Source organism: Butyricimonas sp. BSD2780061689_150309_C8 (genome assembly GCF_015560935.1).
Taxonomy (GTDB): Bacteria; Bacteroidota; Bacteroidia; order Bacteroidales; family Marinifilaceae; genus Butyricimonas; species Butyricimonas paravirosa.
Genome location: NZ_JADMSV010000019.1, coordinates 81,964 through 104,344, shown reverse-complemented (window position 1 = coordinate 104,344; position 22,381 = coordinate 81,964). Strand labels below are relative to the sequence as shown.

Genomic DNA, 22,381 nt, shown 5'->3' with positions numbered 1-22,381 from the left:
ATAAAATCACTATATTTGTGAATAAAATTTAATAATAATAATGGCATACCTGTAGAATTTTATGCACGTGTATAAAGGGATGATCTGGCTATTTCTGGGGAAAATTTAAAGGGGGGCAATTTAAGTTGGATTCTAGGGGTCAATTACATTGGAATTTCCACAACCGCCTCTTGCTTTTTCTTATCAAGGATTTTCGCGTAAATCTGTGTTGTTGAAAGTTCCTTGTGTCCGAGAAGTTTCTGAACCGTGTAGATGTCTGCGCCGAGGTCAAGCATGAGAACGGCAAATGTATGCCGTAAGCAGTGGAACAGAATACAGGAAGCAAGCAGATGAAGGGATGAGAAAGGAAAACGTAATTGGTTGAATATGAGCAAAACTTCTGTTTTTTGCTGAGGTAAGGTAAAGAAAAAATGAACAGGATATTGTAGGTGTTCAGTTACCAGAGTGTTAGCTGTCCAGTTACCTGAACCGAATAGGTAACGGAATGAGCAATAAAGAAACTGTCACTGAGGCTATTATTCACTATATGTCGGTATTTTGCATACCAAAGGACGCTTATGAAATAGGTAATTTTGCCATTAAATAATAAGCGTATGAAAGTAGAAAAATTCAAGGTGCTGCTCTACCTGAAAAAGAGCGGTCTAGACAAATTCGGAAGGGCTCCGATAATGGGGCGGATAACGGTAAACAACACGATGGCCCAATTCAGTTGTAAGCTGTCATGTACTCCGGAGTTATGGAATCCAAGAGAGAGCCGACTGAATGGAAAGAGTAAACAAGCTGTTGATATTAATGCAAAAATTGACCGGCTCTTGCTTTCGGTCAATTCTGCATTTAATTCACTTGTTGAACGTAAGATTGATTTTGACGCAACTGCTGTCAAAGAGCTTTTGCAGGGAAGTGTAGAAACCCAGATTACTCTGTTGAAACGGCTTGATATGCATATCGAGGATATGCGCTCTAGAATTGGTATAGATGTGGCAAAAAGCTCCATGTCAACATACATTTACACCCGTAGGTATCTTGGTGAATATATTCAAAAACGATTCAAGACAAGTGATGTCGCTTTTGGTCAGTTGAATGAACACATCCCTTGGGAGTTTCAGGATTATATTCTGAAGGACAAAGGACTTGCGGTAGATACGGCAAGACATTATCTGGCCATCCTGAAGAAAATCTGCCGGATGGCATTTAAGGAAGGATATGCGGAAAAGCGTTATTTTGTGAATTTCAAACTGCCCCAAGAGCACCGTAAACCACCACGGGCTTTGAGTCGTGAAGATTTTGAGAAGATCCGTGATGTTGTAATACCACCGGAAAGAGTCACTCATAACATAGCCAGAGATTTATTCCTTTTCGCCTGTTATACAGGAGTCCCATATGCGGATGCGGTTTCAATTACCCGAGAGAATATATACAAGGATGATAAGGGCGATTTGTGGTTAAAGTATCTGAGAAAGAAAAATGATTATCAGGCACGTGTCAAATTGCTGCCGGAGGCTATCGCTTTAATAGAAAAATATCGTTCGGATGAAAGGGATGAGCTTTTCCCGATGATACACCATCCCAATATGCGACGGCACATGAAAGGTTTGCGTGATTTGGCCGGCATAAGCTGTGACCTGGTCTATCACATGGGAAGACATACCTTCGGAAGTCTGATAACCCTTGAGGCCGGTGTTCCTATTGAAACAATCAGCAAAATGCTGGGTCATACCAATCTGACAACTACCCAGCTTTATGCGAGGGTAACTCCTAAAAAACTTTTCGAAGATATGGACAAATTCATCGAGGCAACGAGTGATATGAAACTGGTATTATAAATCAAAAATGAAAGAATCATGAGAAGTACATATAAGCAATTGTATTATATAAACCGCAGTAAAGTCAAATCAGACGGTACCACATCAATCATGTGTCGTATTACAATAGACGGAAAGGCTGTTGCATTATCGACCGGGTTATATTGCCAGCCGGAAGAGTGGAACAGCAAGAAAGGGGAAGTCAAAAACAACAGACTGAACGGAATACTTGGTGAATATAAGAAACGCGTAGATGAAACTTATGCTAAACTGTTGAAAGTAAACGGTGTTATCAGTGCGGAACTGCTAAAAACAGCCATGACTGGGGCTGTCGGTATCCCGAAGTATATATTACAGGCAGGAGAAGTGGAACGGGAAAATCTAAAAATCCGTTCCATTCAAATAGATTCAACTTCCAGTTATCGGCAATCAAAAATGTATCATTACTATCTGGGTGAATACATCCGTTCTCTGGGTAAGGAGGACATGCTTTTTACAGATATAACCGAAGAGTTTGGGATCAATTATATTTTATATCTGAAAACAAATTACCCTCATAAGCCATCATACCGGAATCATTGTCTTTGTTGGCTGAAACGTTTGGTCTATTTAGCCGTAGATAACGGAATCTTGAGGTATAATCCTTTGGATGATATAAAATATGAAAAGAAGGCACCTGCAAAGCTCATGTATATAAGCAAGAAACAACTTCAGGAGATAATGAGCAGTCCTAAACTTGATCCATTACAAGAACTGGCAAGAAGAACCTTTATATTTTCATGTTTTTGCGGTTTGGCTTATGTTGATGTACGCAATCTCTATCCTCATCATATAGGTACAACTGCGGAAGGACGGAAATATATCAGAACATTCCGCAAGAAAACAAGCGTTGAGTCATTTATACCATTGCATCCGGTCGCGGAGCAGATAATTTCCTTGTATAATACGACAGATAACAGTAAGCCCATCTTCCCGTTACCAAGACGTGATATGATCTGGTTTGAAATACATGAGATGGGATTTTCCCATCAGTTCAAACATAACCTGTCATATCATCAAAGTCGTCACACTTTTGGCACCCTAATGGTCTCTGCAGGGATTCCTATGGAAAGCATATCCAAAATGATGGGACATACAAATATCAGAACGACACAAGGATACGCAAAAGTTACAGATGACAAGATTTCAGAGGATATGGATAGATTAATGGAGAAAAGAAACTTAATAAATGAAATAAAAACGTATACTTAACTTTTATTGGTGGAGTATACGGGTAAAATAATATTCGGCTATATAAAAGATTAGAAGCTGCCTTAAAAGTATTAACGAATCGTTATGTTAATAAGACTTATTCTTTTAGGACAGCTTCTAGTACTTTCTCAATTACTTTCTTGCACACATGTCAGCCATCAACCAATCACTGTCTGGTCTAGTAATCAATCGTGCATTATTATACGCCATTTCCATTGTGAATATAGTCCTTCCTTCGTAATTGTTTACCTCTTTCTCTTTATCATATTTATGGTTACATACAAGGGCTACGTCTATTGTTCCCTTATGTTCAAGAGCTAATGGAAGTAAAAGTTGCATTTTATGATCTTTGACATAATATACTGGAATAGCTGTTTTGTAGTTCCATGCTACACGACTTAGAGCTATATCTAGAGCATTACTGAAGCGTGTTGTAAGAAATTGTTTCCAATCATCATCTTCAAAAATCGCATCAGCTAGTTTTTTATAATAGGCTTCTCGTTGGGGTTTTGGCAATGCCGCTGGATCTTCAATAAATTGGAACCCATCTGTTGCCCCTTTCTTTATAAATCCAACAGGAAGTCGTTCTATATTTTCTTTTATAAAATGATTCCAGTCCAAAGTTGGTCTTTGGGCGGTGATATCATAGAATAATTCACGGGGATCATCAAAATATTGAGCACGTTTAGGTTTATATGGGAAATCTGTTATAATTTTTTGATAGTAACTATTTGCTGTCCCAAATCCTAAGAATACCCATGGTTGGGTGACTGCAGGATTCTTACCATTATTTTTCTGAAAAAAGGCATAAATCGGGTCATAAATGTTATCTACCAATCCTGTATTCCAAACAGCATTGTTCTCATTAGTAAGAATTTTTAAAATAGGCTTTCTGGCTTCTCTTTTGGATCTTTCTATCTCTTCTTCATCTTCGTATTGAAGTCGTTCAAAAGTGTATGAAAGATAATTCTTTAGAATGGGTTTTGCCAATTTGTCTTTTTCATCATAATACCAACGTTCGTCTAATGCCAAATTGACAGCCAAGTCATTAATAGCAGCATCCCACCCTAAAATATCGGGTTTATCTTTGGGCTTTGGGAAATAGGCGAAATTGCTAATAGATTCTCCTATGTATGATCCTTGTTTTAGGCTGAGAGTCTGAGATGACACCCTTGTGGCTATCGTGGAAGTAGGTGATTTTATCCCTAATTTCTTTAAATCACGTGCTTTTACAGGAGCTTCATGTTTTGATGGGTCTCCAATACGGAATTCGATACGCTTACGAAACAAGCATTCCACGGCCTGTCGTATACCAATGAAGCCCATTTTTAGGTATTCATCTTTTGCTACTTTGGAGCCAATCGCAGCAAAAGGAATCCATCCTTCATCATCAGAAACAACACTTGCGAAAGCCTCTTCTATCTTCTCTTTCAGTGCGTTTGTAATTTTCAAATAGTTAGGAGCGATGCGAAAGGCCTTAAATACCTCACCTGTACCCTGGGGCTGATAACAAGGCTCATACTTTGCTTTTGGATAATAACTTTCCAATAATTTTTCTACATCCAGAGGAACGTTGTTGCGTTTCTCAACAAGTTTGTTAAAACAAGTTCTGAACTCATCGTACCTTAAATAATTTCCCGGTAATGTCGGGGTTAGCGCATAAGCACCCTCAAGCAGAGCTCTAATTTCTGATTCTTCCATAAAAAATTATTTTTTATTTTGTTATGGCTATCATTGGTGATAGCTTTTTTATTATGCAAAAACAAATAGCGTGCCGTTTCATTAATTTGAATATTTTATTGATAATTTTTAATACTATATTTAGGGAACTGAAATCAGTCGCCCATTTCCTCGCCACCCATAGAAGTTAGTACAGACTCTATTGAAAGCGAAAAGGTCCGGCGGCTATGCCGTTTCGGGCAGAATCTTCCTCTTTCAGAGCGTATTCAGCCCGAAAACCTTTTCCCTTTCACGTCTGTACAATGGACGCCGACGGCAGCGGAAACAAGCGACTGACGGAAAAGTCAGAAAATAAAAATTAAAACAGCATATAGATTGGTTCAAATAGGGCCTAATACTATATGTTGTTTTTTATCATTTGGGAAAGGCTGTTTTTTAGAAACACAAATTAAACGGGCAGGCGGTCAACTGCGCTCCCTCCAGAAAAATCAAAATCCCTACGTGTCCTTCGTGGAGCGTTTAGAGTGTCAGCTTCTTTTGTATCTGTACGCCTCCTTGTACCCTTTCATCAGTGTCTTTTCTATGTCGGAAGCCCGGTAGAGAATCTTGCCACCTACCTGTATATAAGGCAGAATGCCGTTGTTGCGGTAATCCTGCAAGGTTCTCCGACTCACTTTCAACAGGTATGCCACTTCCTTGTCCGTCAGCAGTTCATCGCCATAGGCAGACGGTTGCCGTTTCTCCAGTAATCTTTCGAGCAAAGCCAGCAGCCTGTCGAAATTCGAGTGGAACATCTTTACCCACTCATGGTCCTTTTCTCTGATTTCATTACTCATACGCGTTTGATATTGGTTATACATTATTCTTGAAACTCGTTCAAATGGTCTTGCCTTTCCAACGGGCTTCCTTGCGCTTGTCTTCCACGTTGCCGACTACCCGTTCCACATCGTCAGGACGGTAGTAAGTCCGGTTCCCAATTTTCGTAAAGGCAAGCGTTCCGTTATCCCTCAGGGTCTGCAAGGTTCTCGGACTGATACGCAACCTGCGGCAGACCTCATGGTTGTCCATCCATTCACCTGTTTTCTTCCCGCCGTGTTCACTGCACAGACTTTCCACCCGCTGCACGAAGTAATCCAGTTTGGCGGCAATCTCCTCGAAAGTCCTCTTTTCAAAGCTGATGATTTCCATTTTCTTCATTATTTTCAATTAAACAGATATTCAAAATTCTGGAAAAGGACAGGTCTTTTACAGCCGATATTCCATCATGTCTCATTGTTCTATTCTCGGCTGGAAATGTGACCGTTTTCTCTGTTCCCACTGCAAATAAAAGCAGTAGAAATCACACTGCAATGGATTTTCAGACCGGTGACGATGCGTTGCCCGGAATGACATCATGTTACATATCAATTGCACACAATGATCTTTCTTTATAAACAGAATCTGCTTGAACAATCCGGTATGTAGAAATCACTCCGGCAAATCACGGCAGGCAGCACCGATCGCCCAATCTATATTGTGCATAGGGTAACATAATTGCCACGGTATCTCCATTTGCTTGATTCTGTTCACTATACACACTTCCTTTGCTCACGACAACGAGTCAAGGTGCGCACCGAGACCAGTGAGTAAACCGATTAAAATCAAAAATGTATGGTAACAAAAAAGAAATTGACCCAAGAAGAATGGGAGGCCATGACAGGTACGGACATGTCATTCATACTCCCGTCAGATGGCAGCATTGAAACTGCCCTGGAATCATCCTTGAATGATATCGGGAAAGAGAAGTCAGAAGGAACGGTAGAACGGACCGACGCCACATCCGAGACCCGGCAACCGGAAAAGAGGAAGCTATTCTCTCGTCTCAGCGTCGTATAAGCAGCAGGCAAAGGAAGCTTTCTCTGGACGAATACCGGAAAGCCTTTCTTCAGGTCCCGAGAATCGAAGACCGCAAGCCCGTGTTCGTAAGCGGTGAGGTACGTGACAGGCTGGACGAGTTTGTCCGCAGGTTGGGAGGACGCAAAATGAGCGTTTCCGGACTGCTTGAGAACATCGCCCGGCAGCATCTTGAAATCTACTCGGAAGACTTCGAGCAGTGGCGAAAGCTGTGATATTTTCCGGAATGACAGACTTGCTTACTGACTACAGTCATTACAGTATTCAGACAGTCAGTAGCCGACCTGAGGGGGTAACGGACAAAACTTCAGTTTTGGGAGTTAGCGAGGTTATCTTTCGGGCATCCCGAAAACCTCGCTCCACTCCCGAAGAGTGGAGGCAATCCGCTCCCGGTGGTCGCAGATTGTGAGAAAAAGAATAATCAAAAATCAAAGGAAGAAAATATGAATGACAGAAAGAAAAACAGACCGAGGGGACGCCCCAAAGTAAGCGGAGTGTGCAAACTCAGCAAAGCCGTTACAGTAAAATTCTCCAAGATAGACTATGAACGGTTGTGCCGACGCAGCAGGCAGGCTAACCTCACGCTGGCGGAATTTCTTCGCGTATCAGCCTTTGAGACGACGATAACGGCCAGGCACTCTGCTGAGGAAACTGCCGTCATACGCAGTCTTACGGGGATGGCGAACAACCTGAACCAACTGACCCGTCTGTCCCATCAGGCCGGATTCCACCGTACCCAAAAGACGGTGACGGAACTCCTGCAGAAACTCAAGGAGATTATTGTCCGGTACAGGTACGGAGAAAGGAGGCCGTCATGATTGGCAAAATCAAGAAAGGGAAATCCTTCGGCGGCTGTATCCGCTACGTGATGGGCAAGGACAACGCGGCAATCATTGACTCAGATGGCGTATTGCTGGGAAATATCCGGGAAATAACGGACAGTTTCAACTACCAGCGTGAGCTTAATCCGAAGATAAAACAGCCTGTCGGACACATTGCATTGAGCTTCAAGCCTGAGGATAAGGCCTTACTTACGGATGAATTTATGGCTAAAATAGCCCGGGAATACATGGAACTGATGGGCATAAGGAACACCCAGTTCATCCTGGTAAGACACCATAATACGGACAACCCGCACTGTCACCTGGTCTATAACCGCATCGGGTATGACGGCAAGGTAATCTCTTCCCAGAGCGATTACAAGCGCAATGAAATTGCCACAAAACTGCTTAAGGACAAGTACGGACTGACATACGCCGAGAACAAGGGCAAGACTAACGTAGAGAAACTCCATGCCTCGGAACGTGTGAAATACGAAATCTTCAATGCCGTCAAGGCAGCTTTGAAGCGCTCCGGAACATGGAAAGAGTTCAACGATTATCTGCTTCGCCGGGGTATCAGGCTGGAATTTGTAAAGCGTACCCGGGAGATAAAAAGGCCGGAGGACATACAGGGAATCCGGTTCACTAAGGACGGGCAGACCTTCAAGGCTTCACAGATCAGCCGGGAGTTCAGCTTTGCCAGACTGAATGTCCGGCTGGGCTGGAAGACTTCGGAATCCCAACAGGAATCCGAACGTAAGGTGCAGCAAAGGATACCGGACGGAGGCCATCTTCTCGAAAGTACGGGACCGGGACTGTTCAGCCCGACAAGCGGCACCGCTCCCGAAGAGCCGTTATCTCAGGAAGAACTCTTGCGCAGACGCAGGAAGAAGAGACAAAAAAGGAAAGGTTTCGGATTGTAGTCCGTCCTTTCCCATTCAAATTATTCATGAACATTAAAATTGCAGGAATATGAAAATGGAAGAATGTATCGAGAGCATCTTCGGATGCCTGGAAAGAATCGAGAACAAAATCAACGGGTTGTCCGTCCCCTTGCCGGAAGGCAACAGCCCGACAGTTAATAACACACAGGATGAGTCCGTGCTGAATGAAGTCCGGAATGGTCATGAGATATTTCGCAAATTGTTGGCTCGCGTGTACGAAGGTCTTGCCGCCATCAAGAACGATATGGTTTCCATGGACAGGAAAAACTCGTCACAGGAAAAACTTGGACAGGTCTTGTCGGAAATGCGTAATGAACAGCGGCAGAACCAGGAGAAAATGGTAAACCTGTTTTGTGAGACCAATGACACAATCAGGAAGAATGCCGTCAAGACAAGCAACATCAACCATCATTTCAGCCTGAGTATAGAATCCCCGTACACTTTCTGGAGTTTTTTCGTGATGTTCGTGACAATCGTGATTCTGTCCGTGGCTCTCTATTTTTCGGCGAGGACAGATAACGTTCAGGCCGATAATGATTTGAAATATCGTTATGTCAAGATGAAAGGAGAGGCTACCCCTGAGCAACTCGTGGAACTTGAGAAACTCTTTGGACCGAACCGGAACAACGAACGGATCGGACAGATGCGTGAAGACGTGGAAGCCTACGAGGAAGCGGTACGGAGAAAGGCCACCCTGACCGAGCAGGCACGGCTGAAAGAACAGGCCGCGAGAGAACTGGACAGCAAGGCGAAGTCCATCAAGGACAAGTTTATTATTAACGAGGCTAAAAAATAGTGTCTCAATTAGTTGTAACAGTCAAGACTTATTTTGGTGTTCTTGTCCTTTCCCGACATGAAGCAACCAGAGTAAGTCTTGAATAACAGAAAAAGTCAGCAGATGAACAGTCAGCTTCACAACTTTTACTTTATTAAAGATTATTTTTCCGTAAGGTTCTTTGTTTATTTCTATTTTGATTGAAGAATATGCTAAAATTTATCTGTAAACGATATTTTTTATAACTAACACGACATATTCTCATCCAAAATATCTAACTTTGCACAAAAATTATAAGATAAATGGACTATCACTTGAATAAGATAAAGGTCGTTCTTGCCGAGAAGAACAAGTCGAATAAGTGGTTAAGTGACCAACTTGGAGTATCTCCGACAACGGTATCCAAGTGGGTGACAAATACTTGCCAACCACCTATAGAAACATTTATGAGAATAGCTCAATTATTGAACGTTAATTTAGACGACCTAGTTCGTTATGAAGTATTGTTCCCGCAAAAGCAAGAATAGTATATGAGATATAGTTTTTCAGGTCATGAATCCTTTCATTGCAAACCATTATGGCTTAAGAAAGGATTTGATCATCTTAACGAGGGTCACACATTTCTTGACGACAATGCTGTAGTAGAATTGGGCGTAGGGAAAAATATGGTCGCATCGATAAGGTTTTGGATGAAAGCCTTTGCTTTAACTGATAGCGACAAGCTTACTATGTTGTCCCATTTAATTTTCTCCAATAATGGATTTGATCCATTCTGCGAGGATATTGGCACATTATGGCTTTTGCATTATCAACTTGTAACAACGCATGTTGCAAGTATATATGACCTGACTTTTACAGAATTTCAGCGTGAACGTCGAGAGTTTGACAAGGAGCAGTTGTTGGGCTTTATACATCGCAAATGTAATGTACTTGAACAGAAAAATGTCTACAATGAAAATTCTGTAAAGAAGGATATCTCTGTAATGCTACAAACATACGTTCCACCAACGAACCTAAAGCAATTAGAGCATTTTGGAGCAATGTTTATCGGACTTAGCCTTATTATTCCTATTGACGATGGCAGGTATCGTTTTGCTGAAACTGATTCGACATCTCTTCCCAATGAGATAATGCTATTTGCAATTATAGATATAAAAGGCAATGACAAAACTGTGTCATTTGATAAAATACAATATCTTAGTTTACTATTCTGCATGCCTGTTGGAATTATATTAGAAAAGCTTATGGCTATTGCTGCCAAGTATCCGGACTATATAGATTATAATGACAACAGTGGTATTCGAAATCTCTTTTTTAAACATGAATTGGACAAATACGAAGTCCTTAATCAATACTATTCTAGATTATGAAATACACTCCATCTGTAAATATTGAATATGGTATAGACAAGGACTTCAAATACATTGTCACGCCTAATGCACAGCAGGTTATAGGAAATATCATTTCTTCATTTCGTGCTGGCATGCATACATTCTCTTTAATAGGGACATATGGAACTGGTAAGTCAAGTTTTTTGATGGCATTAGAACGCGACTTAAATGAAGGGACAACAGAACTTGTGTCCGATAAAAGTGTTTTTGGGAAGTTTGACGGTTTTGAATGTCTAAACATATTAGGTGATTACAATTCTTTATCAAATCTATTAGCGGATAAGTTAAACTGTGGGTATTCTCTTGATACTAAAAATATTTTTAATGCACTTTCCAACCGATACCAAAATTGCAAGAAACAAAATAAGCTATTACTGATAGTTATAGATGAATTTGGCAAAGTGCTTGAACACGCTAGCAAAAATAGTCCAGAAAAAGAATTATACTTTTTACAGCGATTGGCAGAATTTGTCAATACTTCGACAAGACAAATCATTCTACTAACAACGCTACATCAGAATTTTGGGGCGTATGCCACTGGTTTGTCAGAAACACAAAGGAATGAATGGACAAAAGTTAAAGGACGTTTTAAAGAGATTGTTTTTTCTGAGCCTGTCGAACAGTTGCTCTATCTTGCATCTGAACAATTATCAGGACGGTTTAGACTTTCTGACAACAAAAAGGCTGTTCAAAAAAGGATACTATCTGCAGCTATTGCAAGCAACTTTGTAAATAAGTCGCTAACCGAAGATGTTATTGACAAACTTTCGCCGCTAGACACGCTCTCTGCCATGTGTATTACTAAAGCTATACAGAAATATGGCCAAAATGAACGTACTCTATTCTCATTTCTAACAGCAGAAGGTAGTAACTCTATAAACGATTTTATTGAAACAGACAATTGCACATACAATCTTTCTATAGCCTATGATTATTTGATATATAATTTCTTCTCTGCTTTATCAGAAATAAATTCAGATACAGCAGCATGGACAAGTATGAGAGTGGCAATAGAACGAGTTGGAGGTGGAGAACTAAAAGATGAATATATCGAAGATGCTATAAAAATTGTAAAGGCAATAGGTATGCTCAACTTATTTGGAACAGCATCAACGAGTTTGTCTAAGTCATTACTAATGGATTATGCAAGGTTCGCTATGAATATTGAGAATCCAGAAGCAGTACTTAAACAACTTGAAATTCATAAAATAGTAAGATATGCTTCATACAAATCTTCATACATTTTATTTGATGGAACAGACATTGATCTTGAAGATGAACTATACAAGGCTGCAAGTATAGTTCCATATCCTCAAGCAACAGTTGATGATCTTGCTCCATACATACAACAGCGAGCTCTTGCCGTATCGGAAGCATACTATCAATATGGCACTCCTCGATACTTTGAATTTATTGCCAAAAATGAGCCTGAAATAATGTATCCGGCAAACGATATTGATGGTTATGTTCAAATGATATTTCCATTAGAAGATGGTTGTTTTGAACGAACACTAGCTATTTCACGAGAATGTAAAGTAGCCAATCTGTACGCTGTATTCCTTAATGTTGACGAGATAACACGTCATTTGTATGAGATACAAAAACTCACATTCATTCAAATAAATGTAATCATAGATGATAGGGTGGCACGAAGAGAAGTCCAAAATCATATTAAATACGAGCAAGGATTACTTAATGCTGCTATCAATGATATTATGACCACATCTAATGATAAAGTGGTATGGATATATAATGGTGAAGTCATAAAAGTTAAGTCATATAGAGAACTCAATAAGACTTTGACTAAAATATGCCGTGAGGTGTATTCATCTACTCCTATTATAAAGAATGAATTATTTAATAAACAGAAATTGAGTTCTTCCATTTCATTAGCACGGATAAAGTTACTTGATGCGATGATTGAAAACCACGACAAAGAAGATTTTGGTTTTCCGGAAGATTCATTTCCACCAGAAAAAACAATATATTATACCCTTTTCCGCAAAACAGGTATCCATCGTATTAATGAAGAAGGACAATATGTTCTTGATACTCCAATCGGCGAAGAACTAATAGACCTTTGGAATGAGTGTGAGTCATTTGTAGCATCTACTATTGAGAAGCCAAGGAAGATTATAGAACTTATTAAGATTCTAAAAACACAACCTTTCAAGCTAAAACAAGGCTTTTTAGAATTCTGGATTCCAGTATATTTGTTTATTCGTCAACAAAATTTTGCTATTTATAATAGCAATGGAGCTTTTGTCATGAGTATCAACAAGGAATTCTTTGAGTTGTTGCAAAAGAAACCTGGTGATTTCTCAATTAAGGCTTTTAATGTCAATGGAATAAAAACCGAATTCTTCAAGAAATACCAACAGTTTTTGAATAAGAATAGTGATACTAAATTATCGACATCATCGTTCATTGCTACATTCAAGCCGTTCCTTGTATTTTATAAGAACCTTAATGACTACGCCAAATCCACGAACAAGTTCGAACATAAGTCTACTGTTATGTTCCGTAATGTTCTTGCAACAGCAAAAGATCCTGAAAAGGCTTTTTTTGAAGATATTCCACAAGCATTTGGTTATCGAGATAGCGAACTTAATGGGAATAATGATGTACTTGATAATTATATTACACTAATAAAAGGTGCTGTTAGGGAATTAAATACTTGCTATGATATGTTGATTGATCGAATTGAGCGACATATTATTGAACAAGTATCTTTACCTGAGACTTACGAAGAATATAAGCCAGCTATAGAAGAACGCTATGCTGGGGTGAAGAAGCATTTGCTGACAACAAAATGTAGAACTTTTCTCGAACGTTTACTCGCTCCATCTACCACCAAGAGAGAGTTTATTGAAAAAATTTCAAATGTGGTTATAGATAAACGACTTGTTCAAATTAAAGATAAAGAAGAAGAATACTTATTGGACAACATTGTGTTCTTGTTTCACGAACTCGATCAGTTTGTATCTATTTCTGCTTTGGATAATGGCAAAGATGAAGTTTATAATATAGATCTGGCATCAAATCAGAATGTCGCGTCACATTTCAAAACATACATATTGCCGGACTCTAAAAAAAGTAAAGCGGATCAGATTATTGAAAAGATAACCAAAAATCTTTCGGGGGATGCCGATTTGGATATTTGTGTGTTATTAAAATTATTAAATAAGCGATTAAGTTAATGAAAGTAAGGCATATATTAGGTATATCTGGAGGAAAAGATAGTGCGGCTCTAGCTATTTATATGAAAGATAAGTATCCAGATCTGAAGATTGAGTATTATAATTCCGACACTGGTTGTGAGCTTGAAGAGACCGAAATACTAATCGATCGTCTTGAATCGTACCTTGGGGGAATTACTCGCCTTCGTGCGGCCGCTGGTAGTACAGAACCGACTCCATTTGAACATTTCTTGAAAGCATGTGGTAATTTCCTTCCTTCGCCACAAGCAAGGTGGTGTACGCAAAAGATGAAACTTCAGGAAATGGAAAAATTTGTTGGGGATGAGCCAGCCATTTCTTATGTAGGAATACGTGGAGACGAAGAACGAGATGGATACATTTCCACAAAACCAAATATTCAAGCAATATTTCCATTCAGACGTAATATCTGGAGTCTAGATGTAATTAATCTATTCTTCAACAAAGAAAATATATCCAAAGTTGTTGAGATTTATAGAAATGTCTGCCCTGATATTCACGACCTTGACGAAGCCATCAGAATTTTAGAGACACCTCTAACTAAAAAATTCTATTATAGTAAGAAACTCAATGCATTGCTTGATTTGGATGTCAAAGTATTCAATAAGGCCGTCTTTGAATTTCTTAAAACAACATCTCTACCTGTAGGGCAATTAGACAAATTTCCACTAGTAGATAACGATGATATTATAATAAAAGACGATGTTTTCTCAATCCTAGAAAACAGTGGTGTTGGCGTGCCTGGATATTATAAACCTATTGAGTTCGAGGTGGATGGACAAATTGGCACTTATAACCGTAGTCGTTCTGGTTGTTACTTTTGTTTTTTCCAGCAAAAGATAGAATGGGTATGGCTCTATGAACAGCATAGAGATTTATATATGAGAGCCATGGAATTTGAAAAAGACGGTTATACCTGGAACCAATCTGAGAGTCTAGCTGAATTATGTCGTCCAGAAAGAATACGCCAAATTAAACTGGAAGCTATAAGAAAACAGCAGGCACAAAAGAAGCAAGGAGATGGCACTCTCCTTAGTCAAATAGATGATAACGACGAAATTCTTTGTATGAATTGTTTTATATAAAAGGAATATGCTAAAAAACGATGTAAAATGGCCGAATAGTAGGCGATACAAATCGCATGGAGAGTGGGAACCTATAGGTTTCTTCTCCGATTGTTTGTGCAATGCTACAAGGTTTGACTTAAAACTCGGCTTTTTCTCATCATCTGCTATAAATATTCTATCCGACGGTTTTGCCACTTTTCTATACAATGGTGGACGAATGCGTTTAATAATTAACGATATTCTTTCTGAACAAGATAAATATGCTTTACTGCAAGCTAAAAATGAGCATTATATTATCCCGGCATTACCGTTAACAGATCTTGTATCTCTCAAAGAAATTTTATCAGAAAGAGGAAGACATTTCTTTGATTGTATTGCGTGGTTGATTAAAAATGAGCGCATACAAATAAAAATCATATCACCCAAAGGGAGCAATGGAATATCTCACACAAAATGTGGACTGTTTGCTGATGCAACAAATAAAGTTGCTTTTGATGGCAGCTGTAACTTTTCACGGACAGCGCTTATCGAGAATTGTGAAAGCATTACAGCCTTTTGTGATTGGGATTCACCTTCTGATAAATTTAAGGTAGAGGATGTCGAAGATGACTTTCTACAAACATTTCTTGAAAAGAACGATACAGTTGAGTATCTTGATGCCACAGAAATACGAACTAATATTTTATCTGCATTTCCAGATAAAGAACTCAATGACTTGCTTAAAGACGAAGCGAAACTGCTTTCTGACCAATCAATTTCAAATCTCCCCTTGTCTGTACAAAGGGCTTTACAACGTGCTAAAAACAAAGTAAATAATGTTATTAAACACATTGAAGATGAACGTATAAAGGCTTATACGGAAAAGACAGAGCCTCATTTCCCATATTCTTCAGGTCCTCGTGACTATCAAGTGCAAGCTTTCGAAAATTGGAAAAACAATAAGCAAAAAGGTCTATTTGCGATGGCTACAGGAACTGGCAAAACACTAACATCACTAAATTGCTTGTTGCAGATTTATAACAAGTCAGGGTATTATAAGGCTATAATACTTGTGCCAACTATAACACTTGTTGAACAATGGGAAGTGGAATGTCGTAAGTTCTATTTCAATAACATTGTAAAAGTATGTTCTAAATATCCATCATGGCAGTCTGAAATTGACCGCATAAAACTTAAAGAAACTATTGATCCAGATAATGCATCATATGTAATTATATCTACATATGCATCATTCGTAAGAGATAAAGTATTCAAAGAATTCGCTACATTACCTAAAAAGCGATTATTATTAATTGCTGATGAAGCACACAATATGGGATCTGGACGAATACTAGATAAACTTGATGGGATTCCTTTCCTGCGCAGAATTGGACTGTCCGCAACGCCAGAACGGCAGTTCGACGATGCGGGAACGGCACGCTTATATGAATTCTTTGGAGCGAGTGACAAATTCACATTTGAATATACAATGCAAGAGGCTATAGATAATGGGTTCTTATGCCGATACTACTATTATCCCCATATTGTCCGTTTGACTGATGCGGAAATGGCTGAATATATGAAGATTTCTTTGAAACTTGCAAAAATGTATAATAACAGCCGGAAAGACTTCAAAAAAAGTGATGATATTTTGAAGATATTATTGCTAAAACGGAAACACATAATCCATAAGGCAATAAATAAGGAAAAAGTATTTCGTTCAATTATACATGACCGTTTTGTAGAAAAAGGCGACTTGAAGTACACATTGGTTTATGTTCCCGAAGGGAATAGGCCAGACGATAATAATTCCGATATATATGATGACATAGATATAGTACAAGATGATGATTTTTCAAATCACATTATTGATAAATTTACTCGTATTGTGCAAGAAGTAAGTCCAACTACAACTGTCAAGAAGTTTACATCGGACTCGACAAACAGAGATGAAATTTTAACTGCTTTCGCGAATGGAGATTTAGAGGTTCTAACATCTATGAAGTGCTTGGATGAAGGTGTAGATATACCAAGGAGTGAACTTGCAATTTTCTGTGCAAGTACGGGAAATCCTCGTCAATTTATTCAAAGGCGTGGCAGAATACTACGTACACATAAAGATAAAAAATTTGCTTATATTCATGATTTAGTGGTTGTTCCAGAAGTCAGTTCTGCCGCCGAATCATTTAATATGGAACGCAACCTCTTAGCCGGAGAAATAAGACGAGTAAAAGACTTTGCACTCCTTAGTGAAAATGCATATAGTTCTGTACAAGAGTTGGACGATATCCTTGAATATTATAATCTTTCAATTTTTTAGATATGGCATATATTACAAATCAAGACAAGATGATGGTCGCTGTTCTTATGGATGAGCAGCTGATGAAGTATGGAGGTTATACTCTATCTGAAATCCCTGAGAACATCTATACGGCCATGGATTCAGACAACTATGTGATAAATTCTGTCGCTACCATCATTCATCATTATAAAGAGGGGGCGACAAATAAAGAAATATACAATCAAATAAATCAGTATCTTCAGACTAAGGTATGATAATCAAAGAATTAACTATAAAGAACTTCCGCAGTTATTACGGCGAAAGTATATTTGAATTTTCCGATGGTCTTACTCTGATTATCGGAGATAATGGTGATGGAAAGAGTACGTTTTTTGAAGCTATAAAATGGCTACTTGACACATCCAAAGAAAACGCTTCATTAGACAATGTTTCTGAGATGCGCAAATCTAAAATGGAGGTAGGAGACTCAGACACTCTTAGTGTATCAATGGTATTTGAGCATAATGGAGAAAAAAGCGTAGAAAAATCTTTTTTGTTCGAAAGAACTGAAAATGGTTTTCGAACTTCTAACTTCAGTTTCAGAGGATTTGAGACTAATGGAATTGAACGAGAGCAAGTAAGTGGTAAATTACTTATGGACAGATGCTTTGATGCATTCATACAAAGATTTAGTATGTTCAAAGGAGAATCCACGCTTAATGTGTTTGACAATCCTACAGCGCTAAAGGAACTTGTTGACAAATATTCAGATGTACGTAAATTTGATGAACTTGTTGACTTGTCAGAATATTTAGATGAACTATCTAGAAAACAATACGATAAAGAATCAAAGTCTGATAAGAAAATTGCAGAAGAATCAAAGAGACTTCAAGTAGAAATTAGTAGACTTGCTGGTGAAATTTCAGAAAAGAAGAGAGATATTCGAGAGAAAGAAAGTGCCATATCCATTTACTCTACAAGGCTATCAGAACTGGAAGAACATCAAGAAGCCTCTGAAAAGTACAAGACAATATCTGAACGTGAAAAAAATAAAGAAACAGAACTTAATAGGCACAGAGGTTTGCTTGCCAGCGTAAATTTGAATACAAGTCTGTTGGATAAAATGTGGATTCTATGTCTGTTCCCTAATATACTTAAGGAATTTAAAGAGAAAAGCTCTATGCTCTCCAAGGAAAAGAGAAAGCAAGAGAAAGATTTCATAGAAATACGAGCCAAAGAACTCGGGCGACTTGAAGTTCAAAAAGAAATATTGGGAACACTCACAAACGGAGCAACCGCATTACCTTGGTATCTCCCGGATCAAGAAACTATGGAGGAGATGATACATGATGAAGTATGCAAGGTTTGTGGTCGTCCAGCACATAAGGGAAGTCCCGAATATGATTTTATGGTCAACAAACTTAATGAGTTCAAACGACATCTTGAACAAAAGGCAAAAGATGAAGAGGAGAAGAAAAAGATTGAACAAAAACAATTGTTTTGCAATTCTTATATAGAAGAAATTCACAATATGAGTATATCGTTAGGAGGAACTAACGAACAAAGGATTGTAGGTATTGCCAATGAAATTAAAGAACGGCTAGAACTCAATGAAACTATTTCTGCAAAAATCAAGAAACTGGAAGAGGATGTTCAAGAGGTTAAGGACGAAAAAGCCCGTTTGCTGATACAGGCAGGAAATGTTTCAGAAGCTGTACTTGAAAAAGATTTTAAAGATATAAAGGGACTGTTTGAGCAAAAAGAACGCGCAGGTAATCGCCTTGTTCAGCTTAAACAGGAACTTGAGGGTTTGGAAAAGCAGTATGAGGAAGTCAACAATAAATATGAAGAACTTGATCCTGGGAATAGTATGGTTCGTGTATGTCGTGACGTTAATCGCACATTAAAGGCCATTGCCATAGCTTTTAGAAATGCCAAAGAACTTAACTTGAACCAATTCTTGCACGAATTGGAAGATAGAGCTAATGTCTATATGGAAAAACTTAGTGCAAAAGATTTCCATGGACTAGTTCGGCTTATAAAAATGGCCGACGGAAATACTGTCATAAAGCTATATAGTTCAAATAAGACTGAAATAAAGAATCCTTCAGGTTCACAGGAGACCATTAAATATATATCAGTTTTGTTTGCTATATCAGATTTCACACATCAAAAGCGCGATGAAGATTACCCTCTTATTTTCGATGCGGCAACTTCGTCTTTTGGGGAAGCTAAAGAACAGGACTTTTATAATGTTATTGACAATATAAAAAAACAATGTATAATAGTTACAAAGGATTTTATATCCGATGGCGAAATTCGCCAAGATGACATTAATAAGCTTTCTTGCTCTGTCTACCGTATCAAAAAAGCAGAAAATTTTAATGCAAGTGATTTGTCAACAATCAGAACAAAGGTAACAAAAATTAGATAGTTAATGGAGTCTTTATACGAATTATGGGGTAAACGTGACCCCGAATGGGAAAAGAAATACGAAGACGCAATTATCAGTGTCTTTAGTGATTATGGAAAAGGCATAACACAGTGGGGAGAGGCCAGAGGTAAAATTTTTGGTGCTGGTTATGAAGTGTTCATCATTGCTTTTTTTATCGGTTTATATTACAATCAAGAAAAACCGTTAGTAGAAGATAAAGCTAAACGCAAAAAATTTGGTTGGGCCATCTGCAACTGGGGAAATCAAGAGGCTAGGAATGGTCGAATTCCTTATCCTCGTCTGAGAGAATATATGTTTGCGGCACTCATCGCTCGTACAGACATTGATTTCATTGCCCTTGACAAAGGCGAAATGACAGCTAGAAAAGCTGTAGATCTTCTTATGGACAAAATGGAAGGATACGCAAATTGGGGATTCGATTTTATAAAAGAAAAAATGGAAGATAATCCAGACTTTTTCTTTAAAGAATCATCATTTCTCAGAGTATTCTTGGATATGATGAATACTCAAACTTCTTCAGCGTCAAATGATGATGATTTACCAGAGGAGCTTTAATAGGCAAATACTTAAATAGGCAGAGCATGATCCAAGAATATAATAATATTTCTGCTATGTATGCAGAAGCAGCGGAAACTATTAAGACTGCGATTCTCCAAGGACAATATGAAGCCTTGAAAGGAGAAAATCGCATACAATTGGCTGTTTATTTTAGTATTGGTAAATATGTTTCGCAAAACTCACGAAAAGGGAAATGGGGTACAGGAGCGCTTGATAGTATAAGTAAATATCTTAGAAAAACACTGCCAGGACTACGCGGTTTCTCAGCAGAAAGCCTTAAAAAAATGCGACAATTTTATGAGGCGTGGATTATGCTGGATAATGGTTCCTGTAACTCAGCAAATACTAATTCGGTAATTGCAATTACCGAATTAGAACATGAAGCAGATTCGGTAATTCCGATTACCGGAACAGCTGCAATTGATATATATCATGCTATGGCCATTCCGAATACAGCAGATTTTCCGGCGACAGAATTTCTTGCTGTTCCTTTTACTCATCATTCGAGAATATTAAGCAAAACAAAGGATTTACAAGAACGCTACTATTATATAAAGCGTTGTGCGCAGGAACATCTTTCTGTAGATTCACTTATGGGGTTAATGGAAAATAAGGCTTATCAAACCCAAAAATCTTTGCCAAACAACTTTACAAGAACTATTCTCAATGCAAGAGAAGCTAGAAAGGCGGTGATGATGTTCAAAGATGAATATGCGCTTGATTTTATCAATGTGGAAGAAATTGGAGAACGTGACAATGCCGATATAGATGAGCGTGTAGTAGAACAGCAGATTGTACAGAACATTAAGCGTTTTATTATGACTTTTGGCCATGATTTTGCATTTATTGGAAATCAATACCACTTAGAAGTGTATGGCATAGAGCATTTTCCAGATTTACTTTTCTTTAATAGAGAGTTGAATGCAATGGTTTGTGTGGAATTGAAGACAGGTGCTTTTAAGCCTGGATACCTAGGCCAACTGATGGCTTACCTACGTATTCTTGACGACCACATAAAAAAGCCTCATGAAAATCCTACAATCGGAATTGTACTCTGCAAGGAGGCTGATAAAGAATATGTAGAATATATCATTCAAGACTACAACAAACCTATGGGCGTAGCCACATACACTACTTCTGCAGACATGCCTGAAAAATTGCGTAAAGCTCTACCTGATATTGAAGAATTAAAAAAGATTCTATAATGATGTTGCTAGATGAAATAAAAAATCTACTTAGTTTAAGGAAAGATGGTAGTTTATATCATAGAGAAAGTCAAACTTTAGAATTTAAAGAGTCATTTAACTTTGCAGGCTTGTCTGAGTATTTTCGTGATTTCGCGGCATTTGCAAATAATAAAGGAGGATGGCTTATCTTTGGCGTAAAGGATAGACCAAAACGAGAACTTATAGGATTAAATGATAAATCAAGTGAACAATTTGACAAAATTGATCCTGAAAAAATATCAGGTTTTTTATTGGATTTATTTTCAGGGAATATCGTATGGAAACATGATGTTGTTGAAATACAAGGTATGAATTTTGGATTTTTCTTTATTGAAGAAGCCAAAATCAAGCCTATAATTTGTAAAAAAGATGAGGGAGAGATAAGAAACGGTGAAATATATTTTAGATATGGTGGACGGACTCAAAAAATTCAATATGCTGAATTAGAGGATATAATAAATCATAGAATAGAAAGACAAAATTCACAATGGATGGATTTAATTTCAAAAATAGGAAAATCGGGGCCTCAAAATGCTGCTATATTAGATTTAGACAAGGGAGCTATTTCAAAGAATAATTCTCAAATTCTTGTCGTTGATGATAAATTAATTAAAGGCATAAATTGGATAAAAGAAGGGTCATTCAATGAAAAAGAAGGAGCACCAACTTTAAAACTGGTTGGAGAAGTTCAACCGATTGATACTGTTGAGGTAATAAAGAAAGAACGAGTAAATAGATTAAAAGAATATCCACTATCTGCAAAAGAATTGGCAGATGCAATTAAAGCTAAAGCAAATATCAGTTCAAATAATGTATGGAGAATCATAAACGAAAATAATATCAAGAGTAATCCAGACTATTCTATATATAATTTTAGGAATAAGAAACAAGAAGAACAATATGGTAAGGATGGAATAGTCCCGAATGGTGTACCATCTATTTACAAAGAGTCAACGATTGATTTCATTATAAAAATTTATCAGAATGAGCATTAAAAAATTTCATGGTTAATAACCTGTTTTTTTTGTCAGGTGACAAAC

19 protein-coding genes and 2 pseudogenes are annotated in these 22,381 nt (G+C 38.1%); 17 read left to right on the top strand and 4 right to left on the bottom strand.

Annotation, left to right across the window (positions count from 1 at the left end):
- Window positions 1–143: 143 nt before the first annotated feature.
- Window positions 144–314, bottom strand: a pseudogene (locus I2I33_RS20340) (tyrosine-type recombinase/integrase); the annotation flags it as partial.
- Window positions 315–593: 279 nt separating this feature from the next.
- On the opposite strand from I2I33_RS20340, the gene I2I33_RS14230 reads away from it, so the two are divergent.
- Window positions 594–1,823: a site-specific integrase gene (locus I2I33_RS14230; RefSeq protein ID WP_195666829.1), complete on the top strand. Its 1,230-nt coding sequence runs from the start codon at window positions 594–596 to the stop codon at window positions 1,821–1,823.
- Between the two features lie 18 nt (window positions 1,824–1,841).
- The gene (locus I2I33_RS14225; protein ID WP_195666828.1) at window positions 1,842–3,053 is read left to right on the top strand and encodes a site-specific integrase; all 1,212 of its coding nucleotides are present in this window, start codon (window positions 1,842–1,844) and stop codon (window positions 3,051–3,053) included.
- Window positions 3,054–3,185: 132 nt separating this feature from the next.
- Here the strand turns inward: I2I33_RS14225 and I2I33_RS14220 are convergent, their stop codons facing one another.
- From I2I33_RS14220 to I2I33_RS14210, 3 genes are all read right to left on the bottom strand, one after another.
- Window positions 3,186–4,754 carry a DUF3825 domain-containing protein gene (locus I2I33_RS14220; protein WP_057088936.1) on the bottom strand — a complete coding sequence of 523 codons (1,569 nt, stop codon included), beginning with the start codon at window positions 4,752–4,754 and terminating at the stop codon, window positions 3,186–3,188.
- A 506-nt stretch (window positions 4,755–5,260) separates the two neighbouring features.
- Window positions 5,261–5,569 (bottom strand): helix-turn-helix domain-containing protein, encoded by a 309-nt coding sequence (locus tag I2I33_RS14215; protein ID WP_195666827.1) that lies wholly within the window; start codon window positions 5,567–5,569, stop codon window positions 5,261–5,263.
- Window positions 5,570–5,609: 40 nt separating this feature from the next.
- Window positions 5,610–5,930 carry a helix-turn-helix domain-containing protein gene (locus I2I33_RS14210; RefSeq protein WP_081027389.1) on the bottom strand — a complete coding sequence of 107 codons (321 nt, stop codon included), beginning with the start codon at window positions 5,928–5,930 and terminating at the stop codon, window positions 5,610–5,612.
- A 453-nt stretch (window positions 5,931–6,383) separates the two neighbouring features.
- On the opposite strand from I2I33_RS14210, the pseudogene I2I33_RS20485 reads away from it, so the two are divergent.
- The 15 genes and pseudogenes from I2I33_RS20485 to I2I33_RS14135 all read left to right on the top strand — a co-directional run bounded on the left by I2I33_RS20485 (window position 6,384) and on the right by I2I33_RS14135 (window position 22,336).
- Window positions 6,384–6,841, top strand: a pseudogene (locus tag I2I33_RS20485) (DUF3408 domain-containing protein).
- A complete protein-coding gene (locus tag I2I33_RS14200; protein WP_195666833.1) occupies window positions 6,826–7,035 on the top strand; it encodes a hypothetical protein in 210 nt (69 codons plus the stop codon). Before I2I33_RS20485 ends, I2I33_RS14200 begins: the two are co-directional and overlap by 16 nt.
- Window positions 7,036–7,069: 34 nt before the next feature.
- Window positions 7,070–7,444 (top strand): plasmid mobilization protein, encoded by a 375-nt coding sequence (locus tag I2I33_RS14195; RefSeq protein WP_195666831.1) that lies wholly within the window; start codon window positions 7,070–7,072, stop codon window positions 7,442–7,444.
- Window positions 7,441–8,370: a relaxase/mobilization nuclease domain-containing protein gene (locus tag I2I33_RS14190; RefSeq protein WP_195666826.1), complete on the top strand. Its 930-nt coding sequence runs from the start codon at window positions 7,441–7,443 to the stop codon at window positions 8,368–8,370. Before I2I33_RS14195 ends, I2I33_RS14190 begins: the two co-directional genes overlap by 4 nt.
- Window positions 8,371–8,419: 49 nt before the next feature.
- Complete coding sequence (locus I2I33_RS14185) at window positions 8,420–9,187, top strand: hypothetical protein (protein WP_195666825.1); 768 nt, start codon at window positions 8,420–8,422, stop codon at window positions 9,185–9,187.
- A gap of 281 nt (window positions 9,188–9,468) precedes the next feature.
- Window positions 9,469–9,693 carry a helix-turn-helix transcriptional regulator gene (locus I2I33_RS14180; protein WP_025279474.1) on the top strand — a complete coding sequence of 75 codons (225 nt, stop codon included), beginning with the start codon at window positions 9,469–9,471 and terminating at the stop codon, window positions 9,691–9,693.
- A 3-nt stretch (window positions 9,694–9,696) separates the two neighbouring features.
- Window positions 9,697–10,536: a DUF4007 family protein gene (locus I2I33_RS14175; protein ID WP_195666824.1), complete on the top strand. Its 840-nt coding sequence runs from the start codon at window positions 9,697–9,699 to the stop codon at window positions 10,534–10,536.
- Window positions 10,533–13,757 carry a hypothetical protein gene (locus tag I2I33_RS14170; RefSeq protein WP_055167420.1) on the top strand — a complete coding sequence of 1,075 codons (3,225 nt, stop codon included), beginning with the start codon at window positions 10,533–10,535 and terminating at the stop codon, window positions 13,755–13,757. Before I2I33_RS14175 ends, I2I33_RS14170 begins: the two co-directional genes overlap by 4 nt.
- On the top strand, window positions 13,757–14,860 hold the full coding sequence (locus tag I2I33_RS14165) for a phosphoadenosine phosphosulfate reductase (RefSeq protein ID WP_195666823.1): 1,104 nt from the start codon (window positions 13,757–13,759) through the stop codon (window positions 14,858–14,860). Before I2I33_RS14170 ends, I2I33_RS14165 begins: the two co-directional genes overlap by 1 nt.
- Before the next feature lie 7 nt (window positions 14,861–14,867).
- Window positions 14,868–17,141 carry a DEAD/DEAH box helicase family protein gene (locus I2I33_RS14160; RefSeq protein WP_055167422.1) on the top strand — a complete coding sequence of 758 codons (2,274 nt, stop codon included), beginning with the start codon at window positions 14,868–14,870 and terminating at the stop codon, window positions 17,139–17,141.
- Between the two features lie 2 nt (window positions 17,142–17,143).
- Window positions 17,144–17,377: a hypothetical protein gene (locus I2I33_RS14155; protein ID WP_038534399.1), complete on the top strand. Its 234-nt coding sequence runs from the start codon at window positions 17,144–17,146 to the stop codon at window positions 17,375–17,377.
- The gene (locus I2I33_RS14150; protein ID WP_025279480.1) at window positions 17,374–19,536 is read left to right on the top strand and encodes an AAA family ATPase; all 2,163 of its coding nucleotides are present in this window, start codon (window positions 17,374–17,376) and stop codon (window positions 19,534–19,536) included. The genes I2I33_RS14155 and I2I33_RS14150 overlap by 4 nt, the downstream gene beginning before the upstream one ends.
- A gap of 3 nt (window positions 19,537–19,539) precedes the next feature.
- Window positions 19,540–20,112, top strand: a complete 573-nt coding sequence (locus tag I2I33_RS14145) for a hypothetical protein (protein WP_025279481.1) — start codon at window positions 19,540–19,542, stop codon at window positions 20,110–20,112.
- Between the two features lie 26 nt (window positions 20,113–20,138).
- On the top strand, window positions 20,139–21,320 hold the full coding sequence (locus I2I33_RS14140) for a YhcG family protein (RefSeq protein ID WP_055167424.1): 1,182 nt from the start codon (window positions 20,139–20,141) through the stop codon (window positions 21,318–21,320).
- Window positions 21,320–22,336 carry a helix-turn-helix domain-containing protein gene (locus I2I33_RS14135; RefSeq protein WP_025279483.1) on the top strand — a complete coding sequence of 339 codons (1,017 nt, stop codon included), beginning with the start codon at window positions 21,320–21,322 and terminating at the stop codon, window positions 22,334–22,336. Before I2I33_RS14140 ends, I2I33_RS14135 begins: the two co-directional genes overlap by 1 nt.
- Window positions 22,337–22,381 lie beyond the last annotated feature (45 nt).